Consider the following 24,894-nt stretch of genomic DNA (forward strand, 5'->3'; position numbering starts at 1 on the left):
TCCCGGGTCTAAGTGCGAGATGTACTTGGTGGTGTTGCACGGCCACGGCACGTCCGCCTGACCCTCGGCGAGCGGGGCACCGACGGTGTGCACGGCCTTGACGAAGTCGCCGTCCTCACCGAGCTGGTCCAGCACGGCCTGGCCCATGCGGGTCATCACGCGCATCGACACGGCGACGTAGGCGGAGTCGGTGATCTCGACGCCGTACGCGGCCAGCGGGGAGCCCACCGGGCCCATAGAGAAGGGCACCACGTACATGGTGCGGCCCTTCATCGCGCCGCGGAACAGACCGTTCTCCCCCTGGAAGAGGGCCCGCATCTCGGCGGGGGCCTTCCAGTTGTTGGTCGGGCCGGCGTCCTTCTCCTGCTCGGAGCAGATGTAGGTGCGGTCCTCGACGCGCGCCACGTCCGTGGGATCCGAGGCGGCGTAGTAGGAGTTGGGGCGCTTGTCCTCGTTGAGCTTCTTGAAGGTGCCCTGAGCCACCAGCAGGTCCGCGAGGCGCTGGTACTCCTCGTCCGAACCGTCGCACCACTCGATGCGCTCCGGCTGGGTGAGCTCCGCGATCTCGCTCACCCAGGCCAGCAGACGCTCGTGGCGGGTGGGCGCGGATGCGCTGAGAGCGAGGTTCTCGTTCGACACGATCGCTCCGTTTCACGCCATCTCGGCAGGGAGACGGCGTAGCGGGGGTTTGAGGGTGCTTGCAGCGTAGCTCCGGTCTCCGGCCCCGAATACGGCGCAGCGGTGAAATTGACGCATCTTTTACTACATTCAGTCTGGTTACTGGTTGGTAATGCGGCGCTTCCGGCCGGGCAGGGACACCTCGACCCCACCCTCGAACACTCCAAAACGTCCAAGTAGTGACGAGGACCACTTCCTACGCGGCAGTAACCTACGGACCCGTAGGTAACGGGTAGCATGCAGCCCATGACTGCTGAGCTCGTGGAGAGCACGGAGCGTACGGAGAGCAAGCCGAAGTGGCGCGGCTGGCTGCACGCCGCGATGTTCCCCGCCACGGTGGCCGCCGGGATCGTGTTGATCTGCCAGGCCGGCTCCACATCCGCCAGGGTCGCCTGCGCGATCTACTCGGCCAGCGCCTGGCTGCTGTTCGGCGTCAGCGCGGTCTACCACCGCTTCACCTGGGGTCCGCGCGGCGACGCCGTGCTGCGCCGGCTCGACCACGCGAACATCTTCCTGATCATCGCGGGCACCTACACCCCGTTCACCATCCTGCTGCTGGACGGCGGCGCGCGGCAGGCGCTGCTCTGGGTGGCCTGGGGCGGGGCGCTGGCCGGGATCGCGTTCCGGGTCTTCTGGGTCGGCGCGCCGCGCTGGCTGTACACGCCGGTGTACATCGCCCTGGGCTGGGCCGCCGTGTTCTTCCTGCCGGACTTCCTGCGCACCGGCGGCGTCACGGTGGTGGTGCTGATGGTCGTCGGCGGAGTGCTCTACAGCATCGGCGGGGTGGTGTACGCGCTCAAGCGGCCCGATCCGTCACCGCAGTGGTTCGGCTTCCACGAGGTGTTCCACGCCTTCACCCTCGGGGCCTTCATCACCCAGTACGTCGGGGTCTCACTGGTGGCGTACAGCCCGGTCGGCTGAGCCGGGCACTCCATGACGGGCGGCCGACCGGTCCGGTGACCGGGTGGCCGCCCGTTCCGCTGTCCACTCCGGGGCGGGACGCGGCGGGCGGCCGTGGTCGGGGCGGTCGTGGTCGGGGTGGTCGCGGTGCGCGGGGCGGGCGCCCGCCGAACGGTCACGGACCTGGCGCCCGTACGGCGCACGCTCGTGCGGGGCGCGCTCCTGCGGCACCGCCGGGCGGGCCTGGCGCGGGCGGGAGCGGGACCGGCGGACGTCCAGCGCCTCGTGGGCCCGGCGGCAGCGCTCGCAGTGCGCCGCATCGGGGGTGGCGCCGGCCGACTGGTGGCCGCGCGGGGTGGCCGGCTGGTGCAGCTGCCGCCAGCGGCGGCCGACGTACACCATCAGCAGCAGCACCTCGACCCCGGCGACCGCCAGCACCAGCGCGGCGCCGTTGATCAGATAAGCGGCGACCACGGCCAGCGCCGATGCCACCACCACGGCCGCGCCCCAGATCTGGGCGTTCGACTCCCTGTCGGCCATTCGGTCTCCCCTTCCTGCGCCGGGCCAGTGGTCGGCTCCTGCCGCCCCACCCCTTCTCCGCTCTCGGCACGCGTCGGCCAGCACTGACCGATTGCCACATCGTATCTACCGACAGTCACCCACAGCCGCCCCGAAGCGGCGAACGACAGATCAACGTTGCGTCAATTCCATGTGCGGAACGCGCACTTCCAGGACACATCACCGAGCGTGATGGCATGGGTACGACCCGGCGTATTGACGGTCGCCATCTTTTGATGGTTACTGTCATTTGACAGGAACTTCCCCGTCCTTCCGACCGGCTTCCGGAGGTTGCCCGTGTCCACCGCTCCCGCCCCGGCCCCGCCCGGGCCGCACCCACGACGCTGGCTGGCGCTGGTCGCCGTCGCGCTGAGCGTCCTGGTGATCAGTTTCGACATGACGATCCTCAACGTGGCCCTGCCCACCCTGGCCTCCCAGCTGCAGGCCACCACCGGGCAGCAGCAGTGGATCGTCGACTCGTACACCGTGGTCTTCGCCGCCGCGATGCTCCCGGCCGGGCTGATCGGCGACCGCTTCGGCCGCCGCCGCACCCTCACCGTGGGCCTCGCCCTGTTCGGCCTCGCCTCCGCGGTCGGGATGCTCGCCGACAGCCCCGGCACCCTGATCGCCGCCCGCGCCGCGATGGGCCTGGCCGGCGCGCTGGTCATGCCGATGTCCATGGCGGTCATCCCCGGACTCTTCCCCTCCGGGGAGCAGCGCCGCGCCACCGCCCTGCTGGCCGCCGCACTGGCGGCCGGGGCCCCGCTCGGCCCGCTGATCGGCGGCTTCCTGCTCCAGCACTTCTGGTGGGGCGCGGTCTTCGTGATCAACATCCCGTTGACCGCCATCGGCATCGTCGCCTGCGTGCTGCTGCTCCCGGAGACCCGCAACCCCGCCGCTCCCCCGATCGACCTGCCGGCCACCGTGCTCGGCGCGGGCGGCCTGGCCGCCCTCACCTTCGGCATCATCGAGGGCCCCGACCGCGGCTGGGCCGACCCGCTGGTGCTCGGCATGATCGTCGGCTCGCTGGTCGCCCTCACCGCCCTGGTGCTGCGCAGCCGCCGCCGGCGCGACCCGATGCTCGACCTCGCCCTGCTCGCCGACCCGACCTTCGGCTGGTCGGCGGTGGCCGCGACGCTGGTCTCGCTGGTCCTGTTCGGCGCCTTCTTCGTCCTGCCGCTCTACTTCCAGAGCGTGCTCGGCGCCGACGCCTTCGGCACCGGCCTGCGGCTGATGCCGATGATGCTCGGGCTGATGGTGGCCGCCAAGCTCAGCGACCGGCTGGTCACCCGGATCGGCGCCCGCGCGGTGATCACCATCGGACTGGCCGTGCTGGCCGCCGCCCTGCTGCTCGGCAGCCGCACCGAGGCCTCCGACGGCTACGGCCTGGCCGCGGCCTGGCTCACCCTGCTCGGCCTGGGCATGGGCCTGTCGCTGATCACCGCCCAGGCCTCCGCCCTGCTCACCCTGCCGCCCGCCCGGGCCGGGGTCGGCGCCGGGCTGATCCAGACGCTGCGCCAGGTCGGCGGGGCGATCGGGGTGGCCGTCTTCGGCAGCCTGCTGGCCGGCTCGTACCGGGGGGCGCTGGACACCACCGCGCTCTCCGCCGACGCCGCGCACAAGGCCGGGCAGTCGGTGGTCGCCGCCGACGCCGTGGCCGCCGCCACCGGGGACAGGGCGCTGGCCGCGTCCGCGCACGCCGCGTACGTCCACGGCATGACGGTCGTGCTGCTGGTCGCCGGGGTGATCGCGGTGCTGTCGGCGGTCCTGGTCGCGCTGCGGATGCCCGCCGTCGAGCCGCGCCCCGCGCAGGAGCAGGCCGAGGCGGCGGAGGCGGCCGCCGCCGGGACGGGGCCGCAGCCCGGACCCCCGCCGGAGGCGTCCTCGGGGACGGCCACCGTGCCGGCCGCCGATCGCGGATAATCGAAGGTATGAGCGCAACGCGGCCGACAGCGGCACCCCCGGCAGCAGCCCCGGCCAACCCGGTCCAGGCCATGCTGGAGGCGCCGCTGTCGCTGCGCGAACGAAAGAAGCTGAAGACCCGCCAGGCGATCCGCCGCGAGGCGTACCGGCTGATCTCCGAACAGGGCTACGAGGGCACCACCGTGGAGCAGATCGCCGCGGCGGCCGAGGTCTCGCAGTCCACGTTCTTCCGGTACTTCGCCACCAAGGAGGACCTCGTCCTCACCGACGAGTACGACCCCGCGATGGTCACCGCACTGCTCGCCCGCCCCTCTGACGAACCGTTTCTGCGCTCCTGCCGCGAGGTCATGGTCGGACTGCTCCGCGAGCTGCTCCAGCACGAGCGCGACGAACTGATCACCCGGATGCGGCTGGTCAACGAAGTCCCCGCGCTGCGGGCCCGGATGCACGAGACCGCCAACGACCCGCAGCGGCTCTACCTCGCCGTGCTGGCCCAGCGGGCGGGAGTCGACGAGCCGACCTTCGAGATGCGGATCACCGCGGCCGCCATCGGCGCGGCCACCACCGAGACCGCGCTCCAGTGGGCCCAGGGCGACGGCACCCAGGACATCGTCGACCTGGTCGACCAGGCCTTCGCCGTCCTGGAACGCGGGTTCACCGGACTCTAGCCGGGCCCGCGGGTGCGCACGCGGCGGCGGGGCCCGGCCGCCGCGCCGGACCCCGCCGCCCCTCACCCGGTGGCGCTACCCGCGCCGGGCACCCGCCCGCCGCCGCAGCGCGACGCCCGCGAGCGCGGTGACGCCCAGGGCCGCGGCCGCCGTGACGGCGGGCACCGCGGCACCGCCGCCCTGCGCCGCCTCCCGCGCGGTGGCGTCCGGCTGGTAGCCGCCGCCCTTCCCGGCCCGGTCGTACGCCGAGCCGGGCAGCTTGTCCCCGTACCGCTGCCGGACCAGCTCCTGGTACGCCGCCAGGCTCACCCCGGCCGCGCCCACCGAGCGCCTCGCCTCGTCGTCCAGCGGCAGCACCCGGCCGTCCCGCAGCACGTACCAGGCGTTGAGCTGCGGCTCGCGGAACGCCGTCCCGCCGCCGCTGCCGGCCGCCCGCGCCGCGTAGTCGTTCTCGTCACCGCCGGAGGCGATGTTGACGACCCGCCAGGAGTCCCCCTGCTTCACCGTCCAGACCGAGGCCACCTGGCCGTCCGCCGAGACGGCCCTGCTCGCGGTGAACTCGGCCTTCGCCACCGCCGCCCCCGGGGTCCCGGCCACGAAGGCCGCGTCCAGGGTGTAGACCGGCACGGTATCGCCGGACAGCCTCGGCGCGGCCGCGCCCGCCGCCTGCGCCTCCTCGGCGGCGCCGATGGTGAGCTGCTTGGTCGGCGGCACGCCCCTGCGGGCGAAGAAGTGGCCCAACCGGTCCAGGACGGCGGGGCTCTGGGCGGCGCCCCGGGCCTGCGCCAGCTCGTCGGCGGTGACCGGCGCGGGGGCGCCGGCCCCGCTCTCGGCGTGGGCCGCCGGGGTGACGGCCAGGCCGAGGCCGGTGGCGATCAGGACGGCCGCGGCCGCGTTACGGATGCTGGTCATGGTCGCCCCTCACGCGCCGATCCGGTACAGGGAGTGGGTCCAGGAGAACGTGCCGTTGGACACGTAGTAGTTGTAGTCCGCCCAGTTGTAGCGGTAGTTGGACGGCCACGGGTCGCCCCAGTAGACCTGGTTGCCGGTGGTGTCGTACCCGTACACCACGTGCATGTGGCCGCCGCCGGAACTCCACTGGATCCGGGTCTCGATCGGGCGGTCGGCGTTCACCTCGGTCTGCACGGTGCTGTAGCGCAGGTATCCGGTGACGTACGAGCCCGGGTTGATGCCGATCCAGCTCAGGCCGTTCTGCACATCGCCCAGCGTGGCCTGGCTGTTGGGGCAGGTGGAGTTGGCCGAGCGGCCGAACGCGGCGTTGCAGAACTGGTTCTGGCTGTAGTCGTAGCCGAACCAGGTGGCGATGGTGTTGCCGCTCGCCGCCCAGCACCAGTTGGTCTGCTGTTGCTGCTGCATGGTGATGTTGAGCTTCTTGTACGTGCCGGCCAGGTCGGCCGTACTGCCCGGGGCGCCCGCCGGGCGGACGTGTGCGGTGGGGGCCGGCGCGCCGTTGGGGGCGGCGGAGGCCGGGGCGGTCGCGGCGACGGTGAACACCGGGCCGAGCACGCCGAGCGCGAGCACCGAGACCGCGCGGCGCAGGCGTATCCGTGGAACTGACATGGGGGCGTTCCTCCTTGCACAGGCACAGGAGTGGAGAGGTGTGGGGGTGCGGTCCGGATCGCGTCACCGAGCATCCCGCCGTTGACAAAGCCTGGTCAACGGCCCTCGCGGCCCCCGCCCGCAGATGTGAACGACCCCGCCCAGGTGTGAACGCCGCCCCCGGAACCGCCGCGCGGCAGCGCCTCCGCCGGTGACAAACCGCCTTCCACATGTGAATATTCACGACCAACCGGAACCCGCCGGCCCGACCCCCGAAGAGGCCGCCATGCACCGCGGCGAACAGGCCGACCTCGCCACCGCCCTGCGCACCGGCCCGTTCCACCTCGCCCTGCGCACCGCCATCGCCGCCCGCGGCCTCGCCCTGCACCGCGTCCGCGAACACCTCGCCCAACGCGGCGTCCAGGTCGGCATCACCAGCCTCAGCTACTGGCAGCAGGGCCGCCGCCGGCCCGAACGGGCCGAATCCCTGCGCGCGGTCCGGGTGCTGGAGGACGTCCTGGACCTCCCCGCGCACTCCCTCACCCGGCTCCTCGGTCCCCGCCGCGCCACCCCCGCCGACCCGGCCGGCCCGCCCGTCCTCCCCTACCGCGACCTCATCACCCCGGCCACCGCCGTCGACGACCTCCTCGCCACCATCGCGAGCCCGCGCGACACCGGCCTGCACACCATCACCCACATCGAACGGATCCGCGTCGGCCCCGACCGCCACCTCGTCCGCCGCGACTCCCAGCACGCCCTGCGCGCCCACCGCGACGGCATCGACCGCTACCTGGCCATCTACCAGGGCGATCCCGGCTGCGACATCACCCGCGTCGGCGTCCGCGCCGAGGAGAACTGCCGCCCCGGCCGCATCCGCCGCGACCCCACCCACGACCTGCTCGCCGCCGAGCTCCTCCTCGACCGCCGCCTCCGGGCCGGCGACACCCACCTGCTCGGCTACGGCTTCGACGACGCCCCGTCACCCACGCCCAGCAGCGAGTACGTCCGCGGCTTCAACTCCGGCGCCGGCCAGTACGTCCTCCAGGTCACCTTCCACCCCGCCGCCCTCCCCGTCCGCTGCCACCGCTTCGCCCTCCACTCCCCCGGCGGGAAGCCGTACGGGACGGAGGAGCTGACGCTGGACGGCCACCACTGCGTCCACCTCGTGGGCTCGGCGCTCCAGCCGTGCCTGCTGGGCATCCGGTGGGACTGGGAGTAGGAGGACCGGGACCAGGACCAGGACGGCCGCCGGGGTTCACGCCACCGGCCGCCCGCCGGCCAGCACCGGGCGCTCGGCTGCGCGGAGGGTGTCGTACGCCGGGTCGACGGTGCCGAAGAGCCGGTCCCAGACCGTGGTGTAGAAGCCCAGGTTGACCGCCGGGTCGGCGTGGTGGCCGGCGTGGAACATCGGCAGCGCGATCCACCGGAACACCGCCCACCGCCGGACGCGGGCGGGGAACGGCTCGACGCCCAGATGGCCGAGCAGGCCGAAGACCAGGTTGACACCGACGTACCCGGCCAGGGCCGCGGCGGAGATCTCGTGGAGGCCGAGCACCGCGAGCCAGGCGCCGCCGAAGCCCGCCACCTCCAGCGGGTGGAGCACGAAGAGGGTGGCCGGCCGCGGGTCGGGGTAGCGGTGGTGCATCTCGTGGGCCAGCCGGTAGAGCCGGCGGCGGTGGGCGGCCCAGTGGCCGCCGTACATCAGCCCGTCCATCACCAGGGTGAACACCAGGAGTTCGGCGACCGCACGGAGCCCGGTGTCCGCCGTGAGGCGGATCCAGCCGGCCTTCCAGAGCGCCCAGCCGGCCACGCCCACGGCGGAGTTGAGCAGCACGGCGGTGGCCGACAGCAGCAGCTCGCGCCGGTCGGGCGGCGGGGGCGGCGGGGTCACCCGGCGTTCGCCGTAGCGCCGGACCAGCAGCCCGCCCGCGGCCAGTGCGAGCACCAGCAGCCCCAGGTTGACGGCGAGCGCACCGGCCACCACCTCACCCGGCCCGAGCCGGGCGGCCCACGTGAGCAATCCGTCCGTCATCGCGCCACCCCCGCACCCCCGTCTACCCCGCCCGGCCCGCCCGGCCCGCCCGCAGACGCCCTCAGCCCGTGAAGTCCAGCACCAGGCGGTCCTCCACCGGCCGGTACCCGGTGTTCTCGGCCGGGCGCGCGCGGAGGAACTCACCTGCCCGGGTGCGGAATTCGCCGAGGGAGGCGGTCAGGGTCCAGGTCATGGCCGATTCTCGCCCGCCCGTCGCACCGGCCACCATCGGATTACCCGGCCGAGCCGGCTGCCTCCGGCCGGGCCCCGAGCCGCTCGGCGAGCACCGCCGGATCGGTGGTCGGCGCGTCGCACGCGAAGTGCCGGCAGACGTACGCGGCCGGCGCCCCCGCCACCAGCGGCCGGTCGGCCAGCAACGGCACCTCCGCCGCGGGCCCGGGCTCACCGAGGGCGACCACCGCGCCCGGCGCCGTCCCCAGCAGCGCCGCCCGGTGCAGCGCGGCCGTCGCCGCCACCCCGGCCGGGCCGACCACGGCGACCTCGCGCGGGCCGTCCGCCAGCGCCTCGGCGACGGCCAGGCCCCAGCCGATGAACCTCGGCGCCCGGGTGGCCAGCGCCCCGACGATGCCGAGCGCCCGCTCGGCGGCGGTGCGGTGGCGCGCCGAACCGGTGTAGGCGGCGTAGGTGAGCAGGGCTCCGGCGGCGGCCGTCCAGCCGGACGGGGTCGCGTTGTCGGTCGGGTCCTGGGGCCGCCGGATCAGTTCCTCGGCGTCGTCGGCGGTGTCGTACAGCGCGCCGGACGCCTCGTCGGCGAAGTGCTTGAGCACCGTGTCCAGCAGCCCGCCCGCCAGCTCCAGCCACTCCGCCTCGCCGGTGACGGCGTACAGCGCGAGGAAGCCCTCGGCGGTGTCGGCGTAGTCCTCCAGCACGCCCGCGCTGCGGTCGTTGCCCCGGCCGTCCCGGGAGGTGCGCAGCAGCCGGCCGTCGGGCAGCAGGTGGACGGCGAGCAGCAGGTCCGCGGCGCTCTCGGCGGCCTCGACCAGGTCGGGGCGGTCCAGCAGGGCGCCGGTCTCGGCGAGCGCGGCGATGGCGAGGCCGTTCCAGGCGGCGACCACCTTGTCGTCGCGGGCGGGCGCCGGCCGCCCCGACCGCGCCTCGAACAGCCCGGCCCGGACGCGTTCGGCGGCCTCGGCGTCCTGCGGGTCGGAGAGCAGCTGCAGCACCGAGGCGCCGTGCTCGAACGTCCCCGCGTCGGTCACCTCGTACAGCGCCGCCGCGAGCGCGCCGTCGGCCTCGCCCAGTACCTCGGCCAGCTGCCCGGGCGTCCAGGCGTAGTACGCCCCCTCGACGGATGCGCCGGTCGCCCCGTCCAGGCTGTCCGCGTCCAGCGCCGAGGCGAACGCGCCTTCCGGGGTGCGCAGTTCGCGCAGCAGGAAGTCCGCGGTGGAGAGCGCCACCCGCCGGGCGAGCGGCGAGCCGGTGGCCCGCCACAGGTGCAGGTAGGCGCGGAGCAGCAGCGCGTTGTCGTAGAGCATCTTCTCGAAGTGCGGCACCACCCACCCGGCGTCCACCGCGTACCGGGCGAAGCCGCCACCGAGCTGGTCGTGGATGCCGCCGCGGGCCATCGCCTCGCCGGTGCGGACGGCCATCTCCAGGGCCGCCTCGGAGCCGGTGCGGGCGTGGTGGCGGAGCAGGAACTCGATCACCATGGACGGCGGGAACTTGGGCGCGCCGCCGAATCCGCCGCGCCGGGCGTCGAAGTCCCGGCTGAGCGCGACCAGCGCCTGGTGCAGGTCCGCCTCGCCCGGCGGGTGGTGGGCGCCCGCCGAGTACACCGAGGCCCGCTCGGCCAGGTCGGCCCGGATCCGGCCGGCGACCTCGCCGACCTCGTCCCGGCGGTCGCGCCAGGCGGCGTCGACGCCTTCGAGCACCTGCCGGAAGGACGGCATCCCGTGCCGGGGCTCCGGCGGGAAGTACGTCCCGAAGTAGAACGGGTCCTTGTCGGGCGTGAGGAAGACCGTCATCGGCCAGCCGCCCTGCCCGGTCGCCGCCTGCACCGCCTCCATGTAGACGGCGTCGACGTCCGGGCGCTCCTCGCGGTCGACCTTCACCGCGACGAACCGGCCGTTGAGGTACTCGGCGACACCGGCGTCCTCGAAGGACTCGTGCGCCATCACGTGGCACCAGTGGCAGGCCGCGTAGCCGACGGACAGCAGCACCGGCACCCCCCGCCGGCGCGCCTCCTCGAACGCCTCGGGGCCCCAGGGCCACCAGTCCACGGGGTTGTCCGCGTGCTGGAGCAGGTAGGGCGAGGTCGCGTCCGCGAGACGGTTCGGCATGCCCCCATCCTTGCGCATCGGCGCGCGGGCGGGGGCCCGGTCTCACTCCTTCGGCGCCTCCGGCTCCTCCACGAAGTCGACGCGCTTGAACTGCTTGTTCATCGACTTGGCCAGGAACCAGGTGGCCACGCCGAGGGCGGCGAAGACCACGAAGCCCAGCAGGCCGGGGGTCACCTTGGTCTCGTCGAGGGCGAGCTCGGCGGCGAGGTGGGTGAGGTTCACGGGGGCGCTCATATCTCTATGGTGGCCCGGCTCACGGGGAGCCGGGCCGTCGGGGGGTGGGTCAGTCGCGCGTGTCGGCGGCCTCGGCCGCCAGGGTGGGGGTGCGCAGGCCGGCGAACAGGTCGTCCTCCGGCAGGTCGGCGTCGATCAGGGTGCGGGCGAGCTCGTAGTCCTCGGTCGGCCAGACCTGGCGCTGGACGTCGAGCGGCACGCGGAACCACGGGCCGTCCGGGTCGATCTGGGTGGCGTGCGCGATCAGCGCACGGTCCCTGGTCTCGAACCAGTCGTCGCAGCGGACCCGGGTGGTGATCTCGCGCTCCTTGCGGCCGCTCTTCTCCCACCCCTCGATCCACTCTCCGTACGGCGACTCGTGGCCGTGCTCGGTGAGGTACGCGTGCAGCGCACGGATCCGGCCCATCGGGAAGCCGTGGTTGTAGTAGACCTTCAGCGGCTGCCAGGGCTCGCCGGCGTCCGGGTAGGCGTCCGGGTCGCCGGCGGCCTCGAAGGCCACCATGGTGATCTTGTGGGTCATGATGTGGTCCGGGTGCGGGTACCCGCCGTTCTCGTCGTAGGTCGTGATGACCTGCGGCTTGAACTCGCGGATCAGCCGGACGAGCGGCTCGGCCGCCTCCTTGACGTCCTGCAGGGCGAAGCAGCCCTCGGGCAGCGGGGGCAGCGGGTCTCCCTCCGGCAGGCCGGAGTCGACGAAGCCCAGCCAGGCCTGCTTGACCCCGAGGATCGCGCGGGCCTCGTCCATCTCCTTGCGCCGGACCTCGTGGATGTTCTCCTCGATCTCCGGCTTCCCCTGGAGCTTCGGGTTGAGGACCGACCCGCGTTCCCCCCCGGTGCAGGTGGCCACGAGCACGTCCACCCCCTGGTCGACGTACATGGCCATGGTGGCCGCGCCCTTGCTGGACTCGTCGTCCGGGTGGGCGTGCACCGCCATCAGTCGCAACTGCTCAGTCAACGCGTGTGTTCCTTCCACAATGTCTGGGCTCCCGCGAAGTCCGGTCTGCCCACCGTCTGAGCCTCTCGGTCAGGGACCGCGTGACCGCGGGACCGGCCGCCGAGTGCGCCGCGGCGTGACGACGCCACGCCGCCGGCACGGCCGAGCCCCGCCCCCCGCCGGACCGGCCGCGGGCGTGCCCCTCCTATAGTGACGGACTGGAGGACCGTCGCATTCCCCGCACCACCCCGGCGGGCCTCCGAGGAGAGGAGCAAGCCCGATGAGTGCCGGCACCACCACCAGCCAGCAGCCGCCCGAGGGGCGCTACGGCCGGCGCGGCGACCGCGAGGCCGACCGCCGCCTCAAGGCGGTGGGCGCGGTGTGCGGCGTGCTGGCGCTGGGCCTGCTGGCCTGGCTGGGCGGCTCCTACCTGATCCGCGAGACCACGATCAACGGCACCGTCCCGTCCTTCGAGGCGGTCTCGGACGGCGAGATGAAGCTGCACCTGGCGGTGCGCAAGAGCGACGGCACGGCGGGCAGCTGTACCGTCCGCTCGCAGGGCCAGGACGGCGCGGTGGTCGGGGTGGCCGACTTTCCCGTCCCGAAGGACGGCTCCGGCTACGACGCCACGGTGAGCCTGAAGACCACCGCCCGCGGCACCACCGCCGAGCTGCTGGGATGCACGCCGGCGAAGTAGCCGCCGGCGATCGTGGCTCGCCCGGGCGCATATTCGATCCGCGGAGCGGGAATCCGTAGAGGAGCCTTTGGCACACCGGTCCTGTACACCTCGGCGCAATGCTGTCGTCAATGGCGCGCCAACGACTCTCCCGCTTGTCGGCGGGAGTTGTTAGGCTCGTGGTTTCGCCCCTTCCGCACCAAGAGGTACGGGAGCGGGCGTTGCTTTGTAGTTACGACCGATATCTCCACGAGCGACATCTCCACCACCACCCTGCTGACGACTCACACCCTCAGCACAGCCCCAGCACCTACGAGGAGCACCTGTGACCCAGACCAGCGACCACGTGACCTGGCTCACTCAGTCCGGCTACGACCAGCTCAAGGCCGAGCTGGACCACCTGACCGGCCCCTGGCGCATCGAGATCGCCCAGAAGATCGAGGCGGCGCGCGAAGAGGGTGACCTCAAGGAGAACGCCGGTTACCACGCGGCCAAGGAGGAGCAGGGCAAGTACGAGCTGCGGATCCGCCAGCTCACCCAGCTCCTGGAGCGCGCCAAGGTCGGCGAGGCCCCCGCGGACTCGGGCGTGGTGGCCCCGGGCATGGTCGTCACGGTCGCCTTCGACGGCGACGAGGACGACACCATGACCTTCCTGCTGGGCTCGCGCGAGATGGCCGGCAGCGACGACCTGGACGTCTACTCCCCGCAGTCGCCGCTCGGCCGCGCGATCGACGCCAAGAAGGTCGGCGACGAGGCCGTGTACGAGCTGCCGAACGGCAAGCAGGCCTCGGTCACGATCACCGAGGTCAAGCCGCACAACGGCTGACCGACCGACGCGCCGGGGCGGCCGTGGATCCCCTCCACGGCCGCCCCGGCGTGTCCGCGTCCGGCGTCAGCCCGCGGCGGAGCGGTACTTGCGCACCGACAGCCAGGAGAAGACGACGGTGATCAGCACCGACCAGAGCACCGAGACCAGCACGGCGTGCTGCATCGGCCAGGCGCTGTCCACCGGGCCGACCTGGTTGCCGAACAGGTTGCGGCAGGCCTGCACGGTGGCGCTGAACGGGTTCCAGTAGGCGATCGGCTGGAGCCAGCCCGGCATCGAGCTGATCGGCACGAACGCGTTGGAGATGAACGTCAGCGGGAAGAGCCAGATCAGGCCGGCCGAGGTGGCCGCCTCGGGGCTGCGCACCGAGAGGCCGATCAGCGCGCCGATCCAGGAGAAGGCGTAGCCGAGCAGGAGCAGCAGCGCGAACGCGCCGAGCGCCTGCGGCACCCCGTTGTGGATCCGCCAGCCGACCGCCAGCGCCACCAGCGCCAGCACCACCAGGGTGAACGCGGTCTGGCAGAGGTCCGCCAGGGTGCGGCCGACCAGGACCGCCGAGCGGGTCATCGGCAGCGACCGGAACCTGTCCACCAGGCCCTTGGTCATGTCCTCCGCGATGCCGGCGGAGGCGCCGGCGGTGGCGAAGGTGACGGTCTGGGCGAAGATGCCGGCCATCAGGAACTGGATGTACGTGTCCGAGCTGGACTCCGCGCCGGGGATCCGGATCGCCCCGCCCATGACGTACGAGAACAGCAGCACGAACATGACCGGCTGCATGAGCCCGAACACCACGATCTCGGGTATCCGGGTCATCCGGCGCAGGTTGCGCCTGGCGACCACCCAGGAGTCGTGCAGGGTGGCGGCCGCGCCCCGGCGCTGCTTCGGTACCGCCCCGCCGATGGCGTGCTCGGTGGCGGTCGTCATGTCACAGCTCCTTGCCGGCCGTGACGGCCTGCTTGTCGGGGCCCCGGCCGCTCCCGCCGTCCTTGCCGTCCTCGCCGGCCCGCCCCTTCCCGTGCCCGCCCCGGCCCCGGCCGCCCTTGCCGGCGCCGTCGTTCTCCTCCGTCCCGGCCTCGGTGACGTGGCCGGTGAGCGAGAGGAAGACGTCGTCCAGGGTCGGCCGGCGCAGGCCGATGTCGTCGATCTCGATCGAGCGGGCGTCCAGCTCGCGGATGGCGTCCGCGAGCACCCGGGCACCGCCGCTGACCGGCACGGTGATCCTGCGGGTGTTCTTCTCGACGGACGCCTCGCCCAGGGCGTACTCGGAGAGCGCGGCGACCGCCTCGGCGGCCTGGTCGGCGCGGTGCACCACGACCTCGATCCGCTCGCCGCCGATCTGCGCCTTGAGCTGGTCGGCGGTGCCGCGGGCGATCACCCGGCCGTGGTCGACCACCGCGATGTCGTGGGCGAGGCGGTCGGCCTCCTCCAGGTACTGGGTGGTGAGCAGCAGCGTGGTGCCCTGCTCGACCAGGGTCTCGATGACCTCCCAGAGCGCGAGCCGGTTGCGCGGGTCGAGTCCGGTGGTCGGCTCGTCCAGGAACATCACCGGTGGGCGGACGACCAGTGCGGCGGCGAGGTCGAGCCGGCGGCGCATACCGCCGGAGTAGGTCTTGGCGATGCGGTCCCTGGCCTCGGCGAGGTTGAACCACTCCAGCAGCTCCCGTGCCCGCGCCTTCGCCTCGCGGGCGCTCATCTGGTAGAGCTCGCCGACCATCTGCAGGTTCTCGAAGCCGGTGAGGTACTCGTCGACCGCGGCGTACTGGCCGGAGAGCCCGATCAGGCTGCGGACCTTGTTGGGGTGCTTGAGCACGTCGACGCCGGCGACCACCGCGCGGCCGGAGTCGGGGCGGAGCAGGGTGGTGAGGACGCGCACGGTGGTGGTCTTGCCGGCGCCGTTCGGGCCGAGCAGCCCGAGCACCGTGCCCTCGGGGACGTCGAGGCTGACGCCGTCCAGGGCTCGTACGTCGCCGAAGGTCTTCACCAGGTTCTCGGCTTGGATGGCTGGCGCCATGGGCCGGCCTCATCTCATCGGACGATATGAGTGACCTGTCCTACTCTGCCCCGGGTTCAGGCACGCGGGCGACTCGGTTCCCGGCCGCGCGGCGACGGAACGCGAGGTCTCGCGACTTCGGTGGCCTGCGGCACATCGCGCCAGGGGGCAGGCCTCCGCCCGTGCGACGGGGGCCACCGCGGTCACCGGCCCGCGCGGGCGCCCTCCGCGCGGCGCGGGCCCACCCGTTCCCGCGAAGGACCCCACCCGTTCCCGCGAAGGCGCCCGCCGGTTTCCCGCGAAGGACCGCAGGCCTACCGGGAGACGACGTACCCCGCCTCCTTCAGCTCGCCGAACACCGCCGCGCAGTGCTCCGGCCCCTTGGTCTCCAGGTGGAGGTCCACCTCGACCTCGGTCAGCCCCAGCTGCGGATCGATCCGCACGTGCGCCACGTCCAGCACGTTGGCGTCCACCCGGGTCAGCACCCCGAGCAGGTCCGCCAGCGCCCCCGGCCGGTCCGCCAGCCGCACCCGCAGCGACAGGTAGCGCCCGGCCGCCGCCAGGCCGTGCCGCAGCACCCGCTGCATCAGCTGGGGGTCGATGTTGCCGCCGGAGAGCACCGCCACCACGGGGCCCTCGAAGGAGTCCGGCTGTTCGAGCAGCGCCGCCACCGGGCTGACCCCGGCCGGCTCGACCACCAGCTTCAGCCGCTCCAGGCCCAGCAGCAGGGCGCGCGAGAGCGAGTCCTCGGAGACGGTGCGGACGCCGTCGGCCAGCGTGTTGATCACCTCGAACGGGATGTCCCCGGGCCGGCCGACCATGATCCCGTCGGCCATGGTGGCGAAGTGCTCCAGCGTCACCGGGCGCCCGGCCGCCAGCGAGGGCGGGTACGCGGCCGCGCCCGCCGCCTGCACCCCGACCACCCGCACGTCCGGGCGCAGCGGCTTCACCGCCGCCGCGATCCCGGCCAGCAGCCCGCCGCCGCCCACCCCGACCAGGATGGTGCGGACCTCCGGGCACTGCTCCAGGATCTCCAGGCCGACGGTGGCCTGGCCGGTCACCACGTCCCAGTGGTCGAAGGGGTGGATGAACACCGCGCCGGTCGCCTCCGAGTACCGCTGCGCGGCCTGCAGGGCCTCGTCCACGGTGGCACCGTGCAACCGGACCTCGGCGCCGTACTCGCGGGTCGCCGCCACCTTGGGCAGCGGCGCGGCCAGCGGCATGAAGACCGTCGAACGGACCCCGAGCAGCGAGGCCGCCAGCGCCACCCCCTGGGCGTGGTTCCCGGCGCTCGCCGCGACCACCCCGCCGGCCCGCTGCACCGGCGAGAGTCCCGCGATCCGCACGTACGCCCCGCGCAACTTGAACGAGCCGGTGCGCTGGAGGTTCTCGCACTTCAGGTGGACCGGCGCGCCGATCATCGCGGAGAGGTGCCGGCTACCCTCCATCGGCGTCACCCGGGCGATCCCGGCGAGCATCTTCTGGGCACCGCGGACATCGTCGATGGTGATCGGCCAACTGTGCATAAGGCCAGCCTACGACCGGTGCCACCACCAATCGGGGACGTCGGGCCTGTTCCCGGGCCCGCCCGGCGCGCGTACGCTGCTGGTCCTGAGCCTCCCTCACCGCACGACGATCGTGAGCCGCGATGACGACGACCTCGCCCCAGGCCGCCGACCGCACCGACCCCGTCCACACCCAACTCCAGTACCAGCTGGCGGTGTTCGCCCGGCGCATGGAACAGGTCCGCAGCTCCGACGCGGTGGGCGTGCTGGACCGGGCCGCCTACCTGCTGCTCGACCGGCTGGAACGGCACGGGCCCGTCAACGTCAAGGCCCTGGCCGACGCGCTCGGCGTCGACTCCTCCACCGTCACCCGGCAGGTCGCCCCCCTGGTCGCCGCCGGGCTGGTCGGCCGGGTCCAGGACCCGGCCGACCGCCGCGCCGTCCGGCTCGCGCTGACCCCGCTCGGCATCCACCGGCTGGCCGAAGTGCGGGACGGACGGGCCGAGTTGGCGCGCCGGCTGACGGCCGACTGGCCACCCGAGGAGCAGCGCGCGTTCTGCGCCCTGCTGGCCCGCTTCAACCACTCCATGGAGTCGTACACCGCGGGCCGGCAGGGCGACTGACCCGGCTAGCCGAGCGCCTGCGTGAGGTCCGCGAGCAGGTCGTCGATCGACTCGATGCCGACCGAGACGCGCACCAGGTCGGCGGGCACCTCCAGGGCCGACCCGGCCACCGAGGCGTGGGTCATCCGGCCCGGGTGCTCGATCAGCGACTCGACGCCGCCCAGCGACTCGCCGAGGGTGAACAGCTGCGCCCGGTTGCAGACCTCGACCGCCGCCTCCTCGCCGCCGTTGACGCGGAACGAGACCATCCCGCCGAACGCCTTCATCTGCTTGGCGGCGATCTCGTGGCCGGGGTGCCCGGGCAGACCCGGGTAGAGCACCTGGCTCACCTTGGGGTGGCCCGCCAGCAGCTCGGCGACCCGCTCCGCGTTGGAGCTGTGCCGGTCCATCCGGACGCCGAGCGTCTTGATGCCGCGCAGCACCAGCCAGGCGTCGAACGGGCCGGAGACGGCGCCCATCGCGTTCTGGTGGTACGCCACCTCCTCGCCGAGGCCGGCCTCGGCCAGCACCAGGGCGCCGCCGACGACGTCCGAGTGACCGCCCATGTACTTGGTGGTGGAGTGCACGACCGCGTCCGCGCCGAGCGAGATCGGCTGCTGGAGGTACGGGCTGGCGAAGGTGTTGTCGACCACGAGCAGCGCGCCGGCGCCGTGCGCGATCTCGGCGAGCGCGGCCAGGTCGGTGATACCCAGCAGCGGGTTGGACGGCGTCTCCACCCACACCGCGCGGGTGTTCGGGCGCAGCGCCTCGCGGACGGTCGAGAGGTCCTGGGTGTTGGCGACGGAGAACTCGACGCCCCAGCGGGTCAGCACCTTGGCGAAGAGCCGGAAGGTGCCGCCGTAGGCGTCGTTGGGGATCACGATGTGGTCGCCCGGCTTGAGGATGGTGCGCAGCAGGGTGTCCTCCGCGGCCAGGCCGGAGGCGAAGGCGAGCCCGCGCGCGCCGCCCTCCAGCGCCGCGAGGCACTCCTCCAGCGCGGTACGGGTCGGGTTGGCGCTACGGCTGTACTCGTAGCCGCCCCGCAGGCCGCCCACCCCGTCCTGCTTGTAGGTGGACACCTGGTAGATCGGCGTGACGACGGCCCCGGTCTGGGGGTCTGCTTCCTGACCCGCGTGGATGGCGAGGGTCTCGAAGCCCTGGGGAAGCTGGTGCTCGGTCATGGGTCCGAGCGTAGTGGCCGCACACCGTCATGCCCGTCCGAACCCGCACACCGTACGAAGGCCCTGGTAAACCGCGGTGCGACCGATTGTGTCCGACCGCTACGATCTGCACCTGCCGCACACCTGTTCACCTGCGCCGCAGCCCCTCGCGGCACCCCTGGGGAGGATCACCGCATGGGCGCGTCCCAGCCCTCGACCGGCATGAGCACATCCGTCAGGGCCATGACGGCCGTGGCCCTGCTCGCCGGCTTCTACCTGTTCGCCCTCGGCATCCTCGCCGCGCTGGTGGCCGTCGACATCGGCCTGTACCAGGCCTCGGGGCAGCTGCGCCCGGCCCTGGTCAAGGTCTGGGCGCTCAGCGCCGTCGTCGGCTACCCGGTGGTCCGGGTGGTCTTCCTGACCCGCCGCCGCAAGGACGACGACGAGCTGCCCGGCGTGCCGGCCACCCGCGAGCAGCAGCCGGCGCTCTGGGCCCTGGTGGACCGGATCGCCGAGCAGACCGGCGTCCGCGGTCCGGCCGAGATCCGGCTGGTCCACCAGGTGAACGCGAGCGTCATGGAGGAGACCCGGCTGCTCGGCCTGCTCCCCGGCAAGCGCCACCTGCTGATCGGCGTCCCGCTGCTGATGGGGCTCACCGAGGGCGAGCTGGAGGCCGTGCTGGCGCACGAGTTCGGCCACTACAGCAACCGGGACGTCCGCCTCGCGGGCGTCACCGTGGCCGGGCGCGCCGCCGTGCTGCACACCATCGGCGGGCTGCACGAGCGCGCCGACGCGCACCAGGCCAAGGAGAGCGCCAAGCTCCAGGCCAAGGCCGGGAAGCGCCTCGCCAAGGGCCGCAAGCCGTCCGGCGAGCAGGCCACCGGCGGCGTCGACCGGGCGCTGGCCAAGGTGTTCACCCTGTACGCCAAGCTGTTCTTCCGGATCTCCGAGGCGGTCGGCCGCCGCCAGGAGTACGCCGCCGACCTCACCGCCGCCCGGATCGCCGGCCGCGACGCCACCGCCGCGGCGCTGCGCAAGCTGCCGGTGCTCGACAGCGCCCAGGACTTCTACCTCGGCTCCTACGCCACCATCGGCTGGAGCACCGGCCTGCTCCCGCCCTCCGGCCAGGTGTACGGCGGCCTCGCCCACCTGCTGGCCGACCCGAAGCGCCGTCAGGAGCTGGCCGAGTACGCGCTCGAACTGCCCGAACACCGGCCCGACCCGTACGACTCGCACCCGCCGATCGACCGCCGGGTCGCCGCGATCGAGGCCCTGCCCGACGACGGCCGCGGCGTCGGCGCCGCCGGTCCGGCCTTCGGCCTGCTGCGCGAGGCCGAGCGCGTCCTCGCCGAGCTGGAGGTCGTCTCCCTGGTCCCCGAGGCCGCCGGCAAGAAGCGGGTCGAGTGGCCCGAGCTGGTGCACGAGGCGATGCTGGCCGACGCCCGTACGGAGGCCGGCCCGCTCTGCCGCGCCCTCACCGCGCTGGGCCTGCCGCCCACCGTCGACGGCGCGCTGGACGCGATCGACGCCGGGCGGACCGGGGCCCTCGTCGACCGGCTGCCCAGGAGCGAGCAGGCGGCGGCCGCCACCGGGCGCGCCGCCCGCGAGCTGGCCCGCCCGTTCTTCCGCGCCGCGCTGTCCCGTCTCATCGCGGTCTCGCTGGCCGGGGCCGGCCTGGCCCACTGGGAGCTCTCCTGGTCCGGCCCGGCCACCCTGGCACTTCCCGGCGGCCTGACCGACCGGCTCGCCCCGGCCCTCGACGCCGCCTGCGCGGACGAGCCGGACACCGAGCCGCTGCGCGCGCTGCTCGCGGGCGCCGGCCTGCCGGCGGCCGCCGCGCCGACCGTCTGACCCGGCCGGTCCGGCACCCGGGCCGGCCTCCCGCACCACCCGGAGAACCCGTGATCTACCTCATCGTGTCCGTCGTCGTGCTGGCCGTGCTCGGCAAGCTCGCCGCCCCGTTCATCGGCAGGGTCCGGCGCGTCCTGCTCGCCGACGACGACTCCGCCCTCGCCGCCAAGCACGGCCTGGTGCCGCGCACCGGGCTGGTCGTCGACAGCCCCGAGCCGGACCCCCGGGCCGCGGCGGCGGTGGCCGCGGCCGCCGCCGGCGACTGGCGGCCCGCCGCCGCCCACCTCGCCGAGGGCGGCACCGACTGGGACCTCCGCTGGAGCCGGCTCGGCCCGTTCCACGACCTCGCCGTCAAGGACGACGCCTGGCTGCAGGCCTGGCGCAAGGAGCAGCCGGAGAATCCGGACGCCGCCCTGCTGCACGCGCACGCCCTGACCGGGGTGGCCTGGGAGATCCGGAGCTCCGCCTTCGCCAAGGACGTCTCCGCCGAGCAGTTCGCCGCGTTCCACCGGGTGCTCGACGACGCCGAGCGCGCCTCGGAGCGGGCCGCCGAACTCGCCCCGGCCGGCGACCCCAACCCGTACGTGGTGCGGCTCGCCGTCGCCATGGGCCTGGGCTGGGACAACGAGCGCTACCGGGCGCTCTGGGCCGAGCTGGCCTCCCGGGCGCCGCACCACTGGGCCGGGCACGCCCGCGCCCTGCAGTACTGGTGCGAGAAGTGGCACGGCAGCCACGAGCAGATGCACGCCTTCGTCGACGCCTCGCTCGCCACCGCACCGCCCGTCAGCATGCTGAGCGTGTTCAAGCTGGAGGCCTTCGTCGAGCAGTTCAGCCGCGAGGGCCGCAAGGACTCCGCCTACCGCGCGGCACCGGTCCAGCAGGCGCTGGAGCAGCTGCTGGCCGACATCGCCGCCGCCCCGGCCGACCACCACCGGCTCCCGGTGGCCCGCAGCTGGGCCGCCATGGTGCTGGTCGACTCCGGCCGCGCCGCCGAGGCCCTGCCGCACTTCCGGGCGCTCGGCCGGGACGTCGTCTCCCCGTGGACGTCGTACTTCCGCGACCCGGTCGAGGGCTTCGCCCAGGCCCGGGTGGCGGCCGCCATGGCCACCAAGGCCTGACGCCCGGGCACCCGGCACCGCCGGGCACCCGCCGACGGCCGCTCCCGGAATCCGGGGGCGGCCGTCGGCGTTGCACCCTGCGCCACCCTTCCCGACCCGCTGGAGCTGGCCGTGCTGTTCAACCGCCACAAGACCTCGCCCGTCCCCGCCGACCAGGCGCTGCCCGGCCGTGAGACGCCGGCCTTCACCCTGCGCGAGCCGCACACCGTGCTCGGCCACCCGCTCACCGGGCCCTACCCGGAGGGGCTGGAGGTGGCCGACTTCGGGCTGGGCTGCTTCTGGGGCGCCGAGCGGACGTTCTGGCGCCTGCCCGGCGTCTGGACGACGCTGGTCGGCTACCAGGGCGGGCACACCCCCAACCCGACGTACGAGGAGGTGTGCAGCGGGCGGACCGGGCACACCGAGGCGGTCCGGGTCGTCTACGACCCGGACGTGATCCCGTACGAGCGGCTGCTGAAGACCTTCTGGGAGGCGCACGACCCGACCCAGGGCAACCGGCAGGGCAACGACGTCGGCACCCAGTACCGCTCCGCCGTCTACACCCACTCGCCGGCCCAGGCGGCGGCCGCCGTCGCCACCCGGGACGCCTTCCAGCCCGCCCTGACCGCGCTCGGCCTGGGCCAGGTCACCACCGAGATCGCCCCGGCCGGTCCCTTCTACCCGGCCGAGCCGTACCACCAGCAGTACCTGTCCGACGCCAAGAACCCGAACGGCTACTGCGGCCTCGGCGGCACGGGGGCCAGTTGCCCGATCGGGGTCGCCCGCACCTCGCAGGGCTGAGCGCCGCGCGGCCGGCCCCGGCCGCGCGCAGACTGGAAGGACCAGCCGGCCGGCCCCCGTCACCGAGTTCTGGTGACGGGGGCCGGCCCTGTTCCGAGGAGGACCGATGGCCGGCCTCATCCGCAAGAACTTCGACGACCAGGCCGAGGAGGTCCGCCCCTTCGAGGCGGGCACGGGCGAGCTGCGCCTGGTCAACCTGGAGGGCGGCGCCGTCGGACGGGCGGTCTTCCAGCCCGGCTGGCGGTGGTCGCAGCACATCAAGCCGATCGCCGGAACCGACAGCTGCCAGGCCTCCCACCTGGGGTACGTGATCTCCGGGCGGATGAAGATCGTGATGGACGACGGCGAGGAGGCCGAGTTCGGCCTGCCCGCCCGGCCACGACGCCTGGGTGGTGGGCGACGAGCCCTGTGTCGCCCTCGACTGGCAGGGCTTCGTCGACTACGCCAAGCGCTGAACCGGCCCGCGGCCGGGGCACCCGCCGCAGGCCCTCAGGCGCCGCGGCGGACCTCGTGCATGAAGCAGCCGAAGTGCAGCGCGCGGACGTGCACCACGGCCACCTCCGGGTCGGCGAGCAGCGCGGCGGCGCCCGCCTCGGCGGTCTCGGGGGTGACGGTCACGCCGCCCAGGATGTGCCCGCGCCGGTCGTACGCGCGCAGCACCCGGTCGCCGGCGTGGAACGCGGCCGGCCAGGCCGCCCCCGTGCCGGGGCACGCGCCGTCGTGCACGAAGACCGGGCCGACCTCGTCGTACGGGCCCGGGTCGGCCCCGGTCTCGGCGGCCCAGCGGCGGAGCGGGGCGTAGCCGACGAGGGCGATCCGGTCGCCGGGCAGAGCCCGGGTGAGGCAGCACCGCAGCGGGGCGCCGCCGGTCTCGTCGGTCGAGCGCACGGGCGGGCGCCCCGCGTCGTCGCGCACCAGCAGGGTGCGGTGGACGGCCGGGTCGATCGGGCGGACGGCCGGGGCAGGCGTGGTGGTTGTCGTCATACGGTCCACCCTGCCGCCCGGACCGCGCCGGGTCCGGCGGGTTTCGGCCGTCGCGTTCGGGAGCGGCGCAGCGCCCGGGTCCCGGCCGTCGCGTTCGGGAACGCCGTCACCCGCCGGGATCGCTACAGCCGGGCCGGGGCCTTCTCCTGGGCGCCGTCCGCGCCCCGCCCGGGGAGCTCGGCCAACAGCCTGCCCTCGGCGTCGTAGGCGGCGAGGGCAGGGCTGCTGGGCCGGCCGTCCTGGAGCCAGGGCATGCCCGGAAGCACCGCGTAGAAGGCCGTCCAGTCCTTCATGCCGGGGGTGGTCACCAAGGTGGCGACGGTCGGCTTCCCGCCCACGAAGGCGACGATCCTGGCCGGCTGCGGGCCCAGGTAGAAGCTGGCCACGAGGCTGCGGTCGCGGCCGAACGTGCCCTGGCCGTAGATGCTGGGCCTGTCGTGCTCCAGGTTGTCGCTGGTGACGTCCCGGCAGCCCGTTCCGTTGCCCCAGGTGCCGGAGACGTCGCGGTACTCGTCGCACTTCTCCCTGGCGGTCACCCAGATCCGGGCGCCGTCGGCGAACTCGACCTTCTCGCCGGCGGCCACCTGCCGGACCGGGGAGAGCGGCAGCGCCGTGGTGCCGGGCGTGGGCGCGGCGGTCGGCGTGGACGCCGCAGCCGCACCGGGCACGGGGCCCGCCGACGGTGTCAGCGCCGCGCCGGCGGCCCCCGCCACCCCGCCGGTCTGCCGGGCGCTGCCGACCGTGACCGCCGTGACGCCGCAGACCAGCGCCACGGCCAGGGCCGCCGCCCCCGCTCCCGCCGCCCGCCGGCCCCGGCGGCGGCGGGCCCGGGCGATGATCGGCCCGGGCGCCAGCCCGGCCGTCCCGCGTTCCTGCTCCATCAGCTCACCGAGCCGCTTCTCGACGCTCATGCCGTCACCGCTCACACCGTCACCTCGACGTTCCTCGGGTTCGGACCCGCCGTACCGCCCTCGCGGTCGGCGAGTTCTGGCAGTGCGCGCAGCTTCGACAGCGCCCGGTGGAGCGTGCTCTTGACCGTGCCGGGGGCGATGCCCAGTTCGGCGGCGGTCTCGGCCTCGCTGAGGTCCCCGTAGTAGCGCAGCACCACGACCGCCCGCTCCCGCCGGGTGAGGGTGGCCAACGCCTGGTGCAACAGGGCCTGTTGGGCCTGTCGTTCGGCGAGGTCCTCGCGGCCGGGCCGCTCGGGCGTGTGGTCGGTCGGCAGTTCCCGGTTGCGCAGCCGCCGCCACCAGTCGCGGTGCTGGTTGACCACGATCCGCCGGACGTACGCGGTCGGGTCGTCGGCGGTGATCCGGTGCCAGTGCAGGTAGGCGCGTTCCAGCGCGGACTGCACGATGTCCCGGGCCCGGTGCGGGTCGCCGGTCAACAGCTCGGCCAGCCTGATGAGTTGTCCGCTGTTACCGATGACGAACGCACTGAACTCGGCGTCCTGGCGCTGTCTCTGCTCGCGTTTCACACCCTCCCGACTCCTCGGGCGGGCCCTGGGGTTCTGTCCGTCCGAAGAGAATTTTCCGAGACGAGTTTCCGGGGAGCGGACCCGGTCGCCCGGGACCGGGCTCACCACCGAAGCGCGGGCTCACCGCCCAAGGGCGGG

The 24,894-nt window shown here is 73.8% G+C and carries 25 protein-coding genes and 2 pseudogenes; 11 read left to right on the plus strand and 16 right to left on the minus strand.

The annotated features are described in order from the left end of the window. A pseudogene (locus C2142_RS39825) lies at positions 1–639 on the minus strand (phosphoenolpyruvate carboxykinase); the annotation flags it as partial. Positions 640–915: 276 nt separating this feature from the next. Here C2142_RS39825 and C2142_RS15115 point away from each other — a divergent pair. Further along, positions 916–1,599, plus strand: a complete 684-nt coding sequence (locus C2142_RS15115; RefSeq protein WP_148643125.1) for a hemolysin III family protein — start codon at positions 916–918, stop codon at positions 1,597–1,599. Here the strand turns inward: C2142_RS15115 and C2142_RS15120 are convergent. Then, the gene (locus C2142_RS15120) at positions 1,570–2,118 is read right to left on the minus strand and encodes a hypothetical protein (RefSeq protein ID WP_148643126.1); all 549 of its coding nucleotides are present in this window, start codon (positions 2,116–2,118) and stop codon (positions 1,570–1,572) included. The two genes, C2142_RS15115 and C2142_RS15120, sit on opposite strands and share 30 nt — an antisense overlap. 315 nt (positions 2,119–2,433) lie before the next feature. Here C2142_RS15120 and C2142_RS15125 point away from each other — a divergent pair, with 315 nt between their 5' ends. Both C2142_RS15125 and C2142_RS15130 read left to right on the plus strand, forming a co-directional pair. Beyond that, a complete protein-coding gene (locus C2142_RS15125) occupies positions 2,434–4,059 on the plus strand; it encodes an MFS transporter (protein WP_241002592.1) in 1,626 nt (541 codons plus the stop codon). An 8-nt stretch (positions 4,060–4,067) separates the two neighbouring features. Beyond that, on the plus strand, positions 4,068–4,727 hold the full coding sequence (locus tag C2142_RS15130; protein ID WP_148643127.1) for a TetR family transcriptional regulator: 660 nt from the start codon (positions 4,068–4,070) through the stop codon (positions 4,725–4,727). A 75-nt stretch (positions 4,728–4,802) separates the two neighbouring features. On the opposite strand, the gene C2142_RS15135 is transcribed toward C2142_RS15130, so the two are convergent. Together C2142_RS15135 and C2142_RS15140 are read right to left on the minus strand one after the other, a co-directional pair. Beyond that, entirely contained in the window at positions 4,803–5,639 is an 837-nt protein-coding gene (locus C2142_RS15135) for a hypothetical protein (protein WP_148643128.1), read from the minus strand. A 9-nt stretch (positions 5,640–5,648) separates the two neighbouring features. Beyond that, positions 5,649–6,308 carry a papain-like cysteine protease family protein gene (locus C2142_RS15140; RefSeq protein ID WP_148643129.1) on the minus strand — a complete coding sequence of 220 codons (660 nt, stop codon included), beginning with the start codon at positions 6,306–6,308 and terminating at the stop codon, positions 5,649–5,651. Positions 6,309–6,573: 265 nt separating this feature from the next. Here C2142_RS15140 and C2142_RS15145 point away from each other — a divergent pair, with 265 nt between their 5' ends. Continuing rightward, complete coding sequence (locus tag C2142_RS15145) at positions 6,574–7,506, plus strand: hypothetical protein (RefSeq protein WP_148643130.1); 933 nt, start codon at positions 6,574–6,576, stop codon at positions 7,504–7,506. Between the two features lie 36 nt (positions 7,507–7,542). Here C2142_RS15145 and C2142_RS15150 read toward each other — a convergent pair whose 3' ends face one another. The 5 genes from C2142_RS15150 to mca form a co-directional block, all read right to left on the minus strand. Continuing rightward, the gene (locus C2142_RS15150; RefSeq protein ID WP_148643131.1) at positions 7,543–8,319 is read right to left on the minus strand and encodes a sterol desaturase family protein; all 777 of its coding nucleotides are present in this window, start codon (positions 8,317–8,319) and stop codon (positions 7,543–7,545) included. A 61-nt stretch (positions 8,320–8,380) separates the two neighbouring features. Beyond that, positions 8,381–8,512, minus strand: a complete 132-nt coding sequence (locus C2142_RS41565) for a hypothetical protein (protein WP_277347257.1) — start codon at positions 8,510–8,512, stop codon at positions 8,381–8,383. Between the two features lie 40 nt (positions 8,513–8,552). Beyond that, positions 8,553–10,619, minus strand: coding sequence for a thioredoxin domain-containing protein (locus tag C2142_RS15155; RefSeq protein ID WP_162002475.1), 2,067 nt, complete (start codon positions 10,617–10,619; stop codon positions 8,553–8,555). A 42-nt stretch (positions 10,620–10,661) separates the two neighbouring features. Then, entirely contained in the window at positions 10,662–10,853 is a 192-nt protein-coding gene (locus tag C2142_RS15160; RefSeq protein ID WP_148643133.1) for a hypothetical protein, read from the minus strand. 49 nt (positions 10,854–10,902) lie between these two features. Continuing rightward, positions 10,903–11,808: a mycothiol conjugate amidase Mca gene (mca, locus tag C2142_RS15165; RefSeq protein WP_148643134.1), complete on the minus strand. Its 906-nt coding sequence runs from the start codon at positions 11,806–11,808 to the stop codon at positions 10,903–10,905. A 259-nt stretch (positions 11,809–12,067) separates the two neighbouring features. Here mca and C2142_RS15170 point away from each other — a divergent pair, with 259 nt between their 5' ends. Beyond that, a complete protein-coding gene (locus C2142_RS15170) occupies positions 12,068–12,484 on the plus strand; it encodes a DUF4307 domain-containing protein (RefSeq protein WP_148643135.1) in 417 nt (138 codons plus the stop codon). Positions 12,485–12,788: 304 nt separating this feature from the next. Then, a complete protein-coding gene (gene greA, locus C2142_RS15175) occupies positions 12,789–13,289 on the plus strand; it encodes a transcription elongation factor GreA (protein ID WP_148643136.1) in 501 nt (166 codons plus the stop codon). 66 nt (positions 13,290–13,355) lie between these two features. Here the strand turns inward: greA and C2142_RS15180 are convergent, their stop codons facing one another. The 3 genes from C2142_RS15180 to ilvA form a co-directional block, all read right to left on the minus strand. After that, positions 13,356–14,213, minus strand: a complete 858-nt coding sequence (locus tag C2142_RS15180; protein ID WP_148643137.1) for an ABC transporter permease — start codon at positions 14,211–14,213, stop codon at positions 13,356–13,358. Between the two features lies 1 nt (position 14,214). Next, positions 14,215–15,300, minus strand: coding sequence for an ATP-binding cassette domain-containing protein (locus tag C2142_RS15185; protein ID WP_148643138.1), 1,086 nt, complete (start codon positions 15,298–15,300; stop codon positions 14,215–14,217). 293 nt (positions 15,301–15,593) lie between these two features. Beyond that, the gene (ilvA, locus tag C2142_RS15190; RefSeq protein WP_148643139.1) at positions 15,594–16,805 is read right to left on the minus strand and encodes a threonine ammonia-lyase; all 1,212 of its coding nucleotides are present in this window, start codon (positions 16,803–16,805) and stop codon (positions 15,594–15,596) included. Between the two features lie 122 nt (positions 16,806–16,927). Here ilvA and C2142_RS15195 point away from each other — a divergent pair, with 122 nt between their 5' ends. Next, positions 16,928–17,407, plus strand: coding sequence for a MarR family transcriptional regulator (locus C2142_RS15195; RefSeq protein WP_148643140.1), 480 nt, complete (start codon positions 16,928–16,930; stop codon positions 17,405–17,407). Between the two features lie 5 nt (positions 17,408–17,412). Here C2142_RS15195 and C2142_RS15200 read toward each other — a convergent pair whose 3' ends face one another. Then, the gene (locus C2142_RS15200) at positions 17,413–18,567 is read right to left on the minus strand and encodes a cystathionine gamma-synthase (protein WP_148643141.1); all 1,155 of its coding nucleotides are present in this window, start codon (positions 18,565–18,567) and stop codon (positions 17,413–17,415) included. Between the two features lie 174 nt (positions 18,568–18,741). Here C2142_RS15200 and C2142_RS15205 point away from each other — a divergent pair, with 174 nt between their 5' ends. The 4 genes and pseudogenes from C2142_RS15205 to C2142_RS39830 all read left to right on the plus strand — a co-directional run bounded on the left by C2142_RS15205 (position 18,742) and on the right by C2142_RS39830 (position 22,750). Continuing rightward, positions 18,742–20,397 (plus strand): M48 family metallopeptidase, encoded by a 1,656-nt coding sequence (locus C2142_RS15205; RefSeq protein ID WP_241002593.1) that lies wholly within the window; start codon positions 18,742–18,744, stop codon positions 20,395–20,397. 50 nt (positions 20,398–20,447) lie between these two features. Next, positions 20,448–21,515: a DUF4034 domain-containing protein gene (locus tag C2142_RS15210; protein WP_148643142.1), complete on the plus strand. Its 1,068-nt coding sequence runs from the start codon at positions 20,448–20,450 to the stop codon at positions 21,513–21,515. A gap of 111 nt (positions 21,516–21,626) precedes the next feature. Beyond that, positions 21,627–22,295 carry a peptide-methionine (S)-S-oxide reductase MsrA gene (gene msrA, locus C2142_RS15215; RefSeq protein WP_148643143.1) on the plus strand — a complete coding sequence of 223 codons (669 nt, stop codon included), beginning with the start codon at positions 21,627–21,629 and terminating at the stop codon, positions 22,293–22,295. A gap of 106 nt (positions 22,296–22,401) precedes the next feature. Beyond that, a pseudogene (locus C2142_RS39830) lies at positions 22,402–22,750 on the plus strand (cupin domain-containing protein). 34 nt (positions 22,751–22,784) lie between these two features. Here C2142_RS39830 and C2142_RS15220 read toward each other — a convergent pair. From C2142_RS15220 to C2142_RS15230, 3 genes are all read right to left on the minus strand, one after another. Further along, positions 22,785–23,279 (minus strand): DUF1203 domain-containing protein, encoded by a 495-nt coding sequence (locus tag C2142_RS15220; protein ID WP_148643144.1) that lies wholly within the window; start codon positions 23,277–23,279, stop codon positions 22,785–22,787. A gap of 122 nt (positions 23,280–23,401) precedes the next feature. Next, entirely contained in the window at positions 23,402–24,190 is a 789-nt protein-coding gene (locus C2142_RS15225) for a hypothetical protein (RefSeq protein ID WP_148643145.1), read from the minus strand. Between the two features lie 11 nt (positions 24,191–24,201). Next, positions 24,202–24,756, minus strand: a complete 555-nt coding sequence (locus tag C2142_RS15230; RefSeq protein ID WP_148643146.1) for a SigE family RNA polymerase sigma factor — start codon at positions 24,754–24,756, stop codon at positions 24,202–24,204. Positions 24,757–24,894 lie beyond the last annotated feature (138 nt).

Source organism: Streptomyces sp. CB01881 (assembly GCF_002953255.1).
Lineage (GTDB): Bacteria > Actinomycetota > Actinomycetes > Streptomycetales > Streptomycetaceae > Kitasatospora.

Coding starts and splice junctions, on each gene's coding strand:
- C2142_RS41565 (WP_277347257.1), bottom strand. CDS start 8,512: ATGACCTGGACCCTGACCGCCTCCCTCGGCGAATTCCGCACCCGGGCA.
- C2142_RS15150 (WP_148643131.1), bottom strand. CDS start 8,319: ATGACGGACGGATTGCTCACGTGGGCCGCCCGGCTCGGGCCGGGTGAG.
- C2142_RS15115 (WP_148643125.1), top strand. CDS start 916: ATGCAGCCCATGACTGCTGAGCTCGTGGAGAGCACGGAGCGTACGGAG.
- C2142_RS15120 (WP_148643126.1), bottom strand. CDS start 2,118: ATGGCCGACAGGGAGTCGAACGCCCAGATCTGGGGCGCGGCCGTGGTG.
- C2142_RS15170 (WP_148643135.1), top strand. CDS start 12,068: ATGAGTGCCGGCACCACCACCAGCCAGCAGCCGCCCGAGGGGCGCTAC.
- C2142_RS15145 (WP_148643130.1), top strand. CDS start 6,574: ATGCACCGCGGCGAACAGGCCGACCTCGCCACCGCCCTGCGCACCGGC.
- C2142_RS15185 (WP_148643138.1), bottom strand. CDS start 15,300: ATGGCGCCAGCCATCCAAGCCGAGAACCTGGTGAAGACCTTCGGCGAC.
- C2142_RS15140 (WP_148643129.1), bottom strand. CDS start 6,308: ATGTCAGTTCCACGGATACGCCTGCGCCGCGCGGTCTCGGTGCTCGCG.
- C2142_RS15135 (WP_148643128.1), bottom strand. CDS start 5,639: ATGACCAGCATCCGTAACGCGGCCGCGGCCGTCCTGATCGCCACCGGC.
- ilvA (WP_148643139.1), bottom strand. CDS start 16,805: ATGCACAGTTGGCCGATCACCATCGACGATGTCCGCGGTGCCCAGAAG.
- C2142_RS15200 (WP_148643141.1), bottom strand. CDS start 18,567: ATGACCGAGCACCAGCTTCCCCAGGGCTTCGAGACCCTCGCCATCCAC.
- C2142_RS15220 (WP_148643144.1), bottom strand. CDS start 23,279: ATGACGACAACCACCACGCCTGCCCCGGCCGTCCGCCCGATCGACCCG.
- C2142_RS15155 (WP_162002475.1), bottom strand. CDS start 10,619: ATGCCGAACCGTCTCGCGGACGCGACCTCGCCCTACCTGCTCCAGCAC.
- C2142_RS15160 (WP_148643133.1), bottom strand. CDS start 10,853: ATGAGCGCCCCCGTGAACCTCACCCACCTCGCCGCCGAGCTCGCCCTC.
- C2142_RS15180 (WP_148643137.1), bottom strand. CDS start 14,213: ATGACGACCGCCACCGAGCACGCCATCGGCGGGGCGGTACCGAAGCAG.
- C2142_RS15130 (WP_148643127.1), top strand. CDS start 4,068: ATGAGCGCAACGCGGCCGACAGCGGCACCCCCGGCAGCAGCCCCGGCC.
- C2142_RS15195 (WP_148643140.1), top strand. CDS start 16,928: ATGACGACGACCTCGCCCCAGGCCGCCGACCGCACCGACCCCGTCCAC.
- C2142_RS15205 (WP_241002593.1), top strand. CDS start 18,742: ATGGGCGCGTCCCAGCCCTCGACCGGCATGAGCACATCCGTCAGGGCC.
- C2142_RS15225 (WP_148643145.1), bottom strand. CDS start 24,190: ATGAGCGTCGAGAAGCGGCTCGGTGAGCTGATGGAGCAGGAACGCGGG.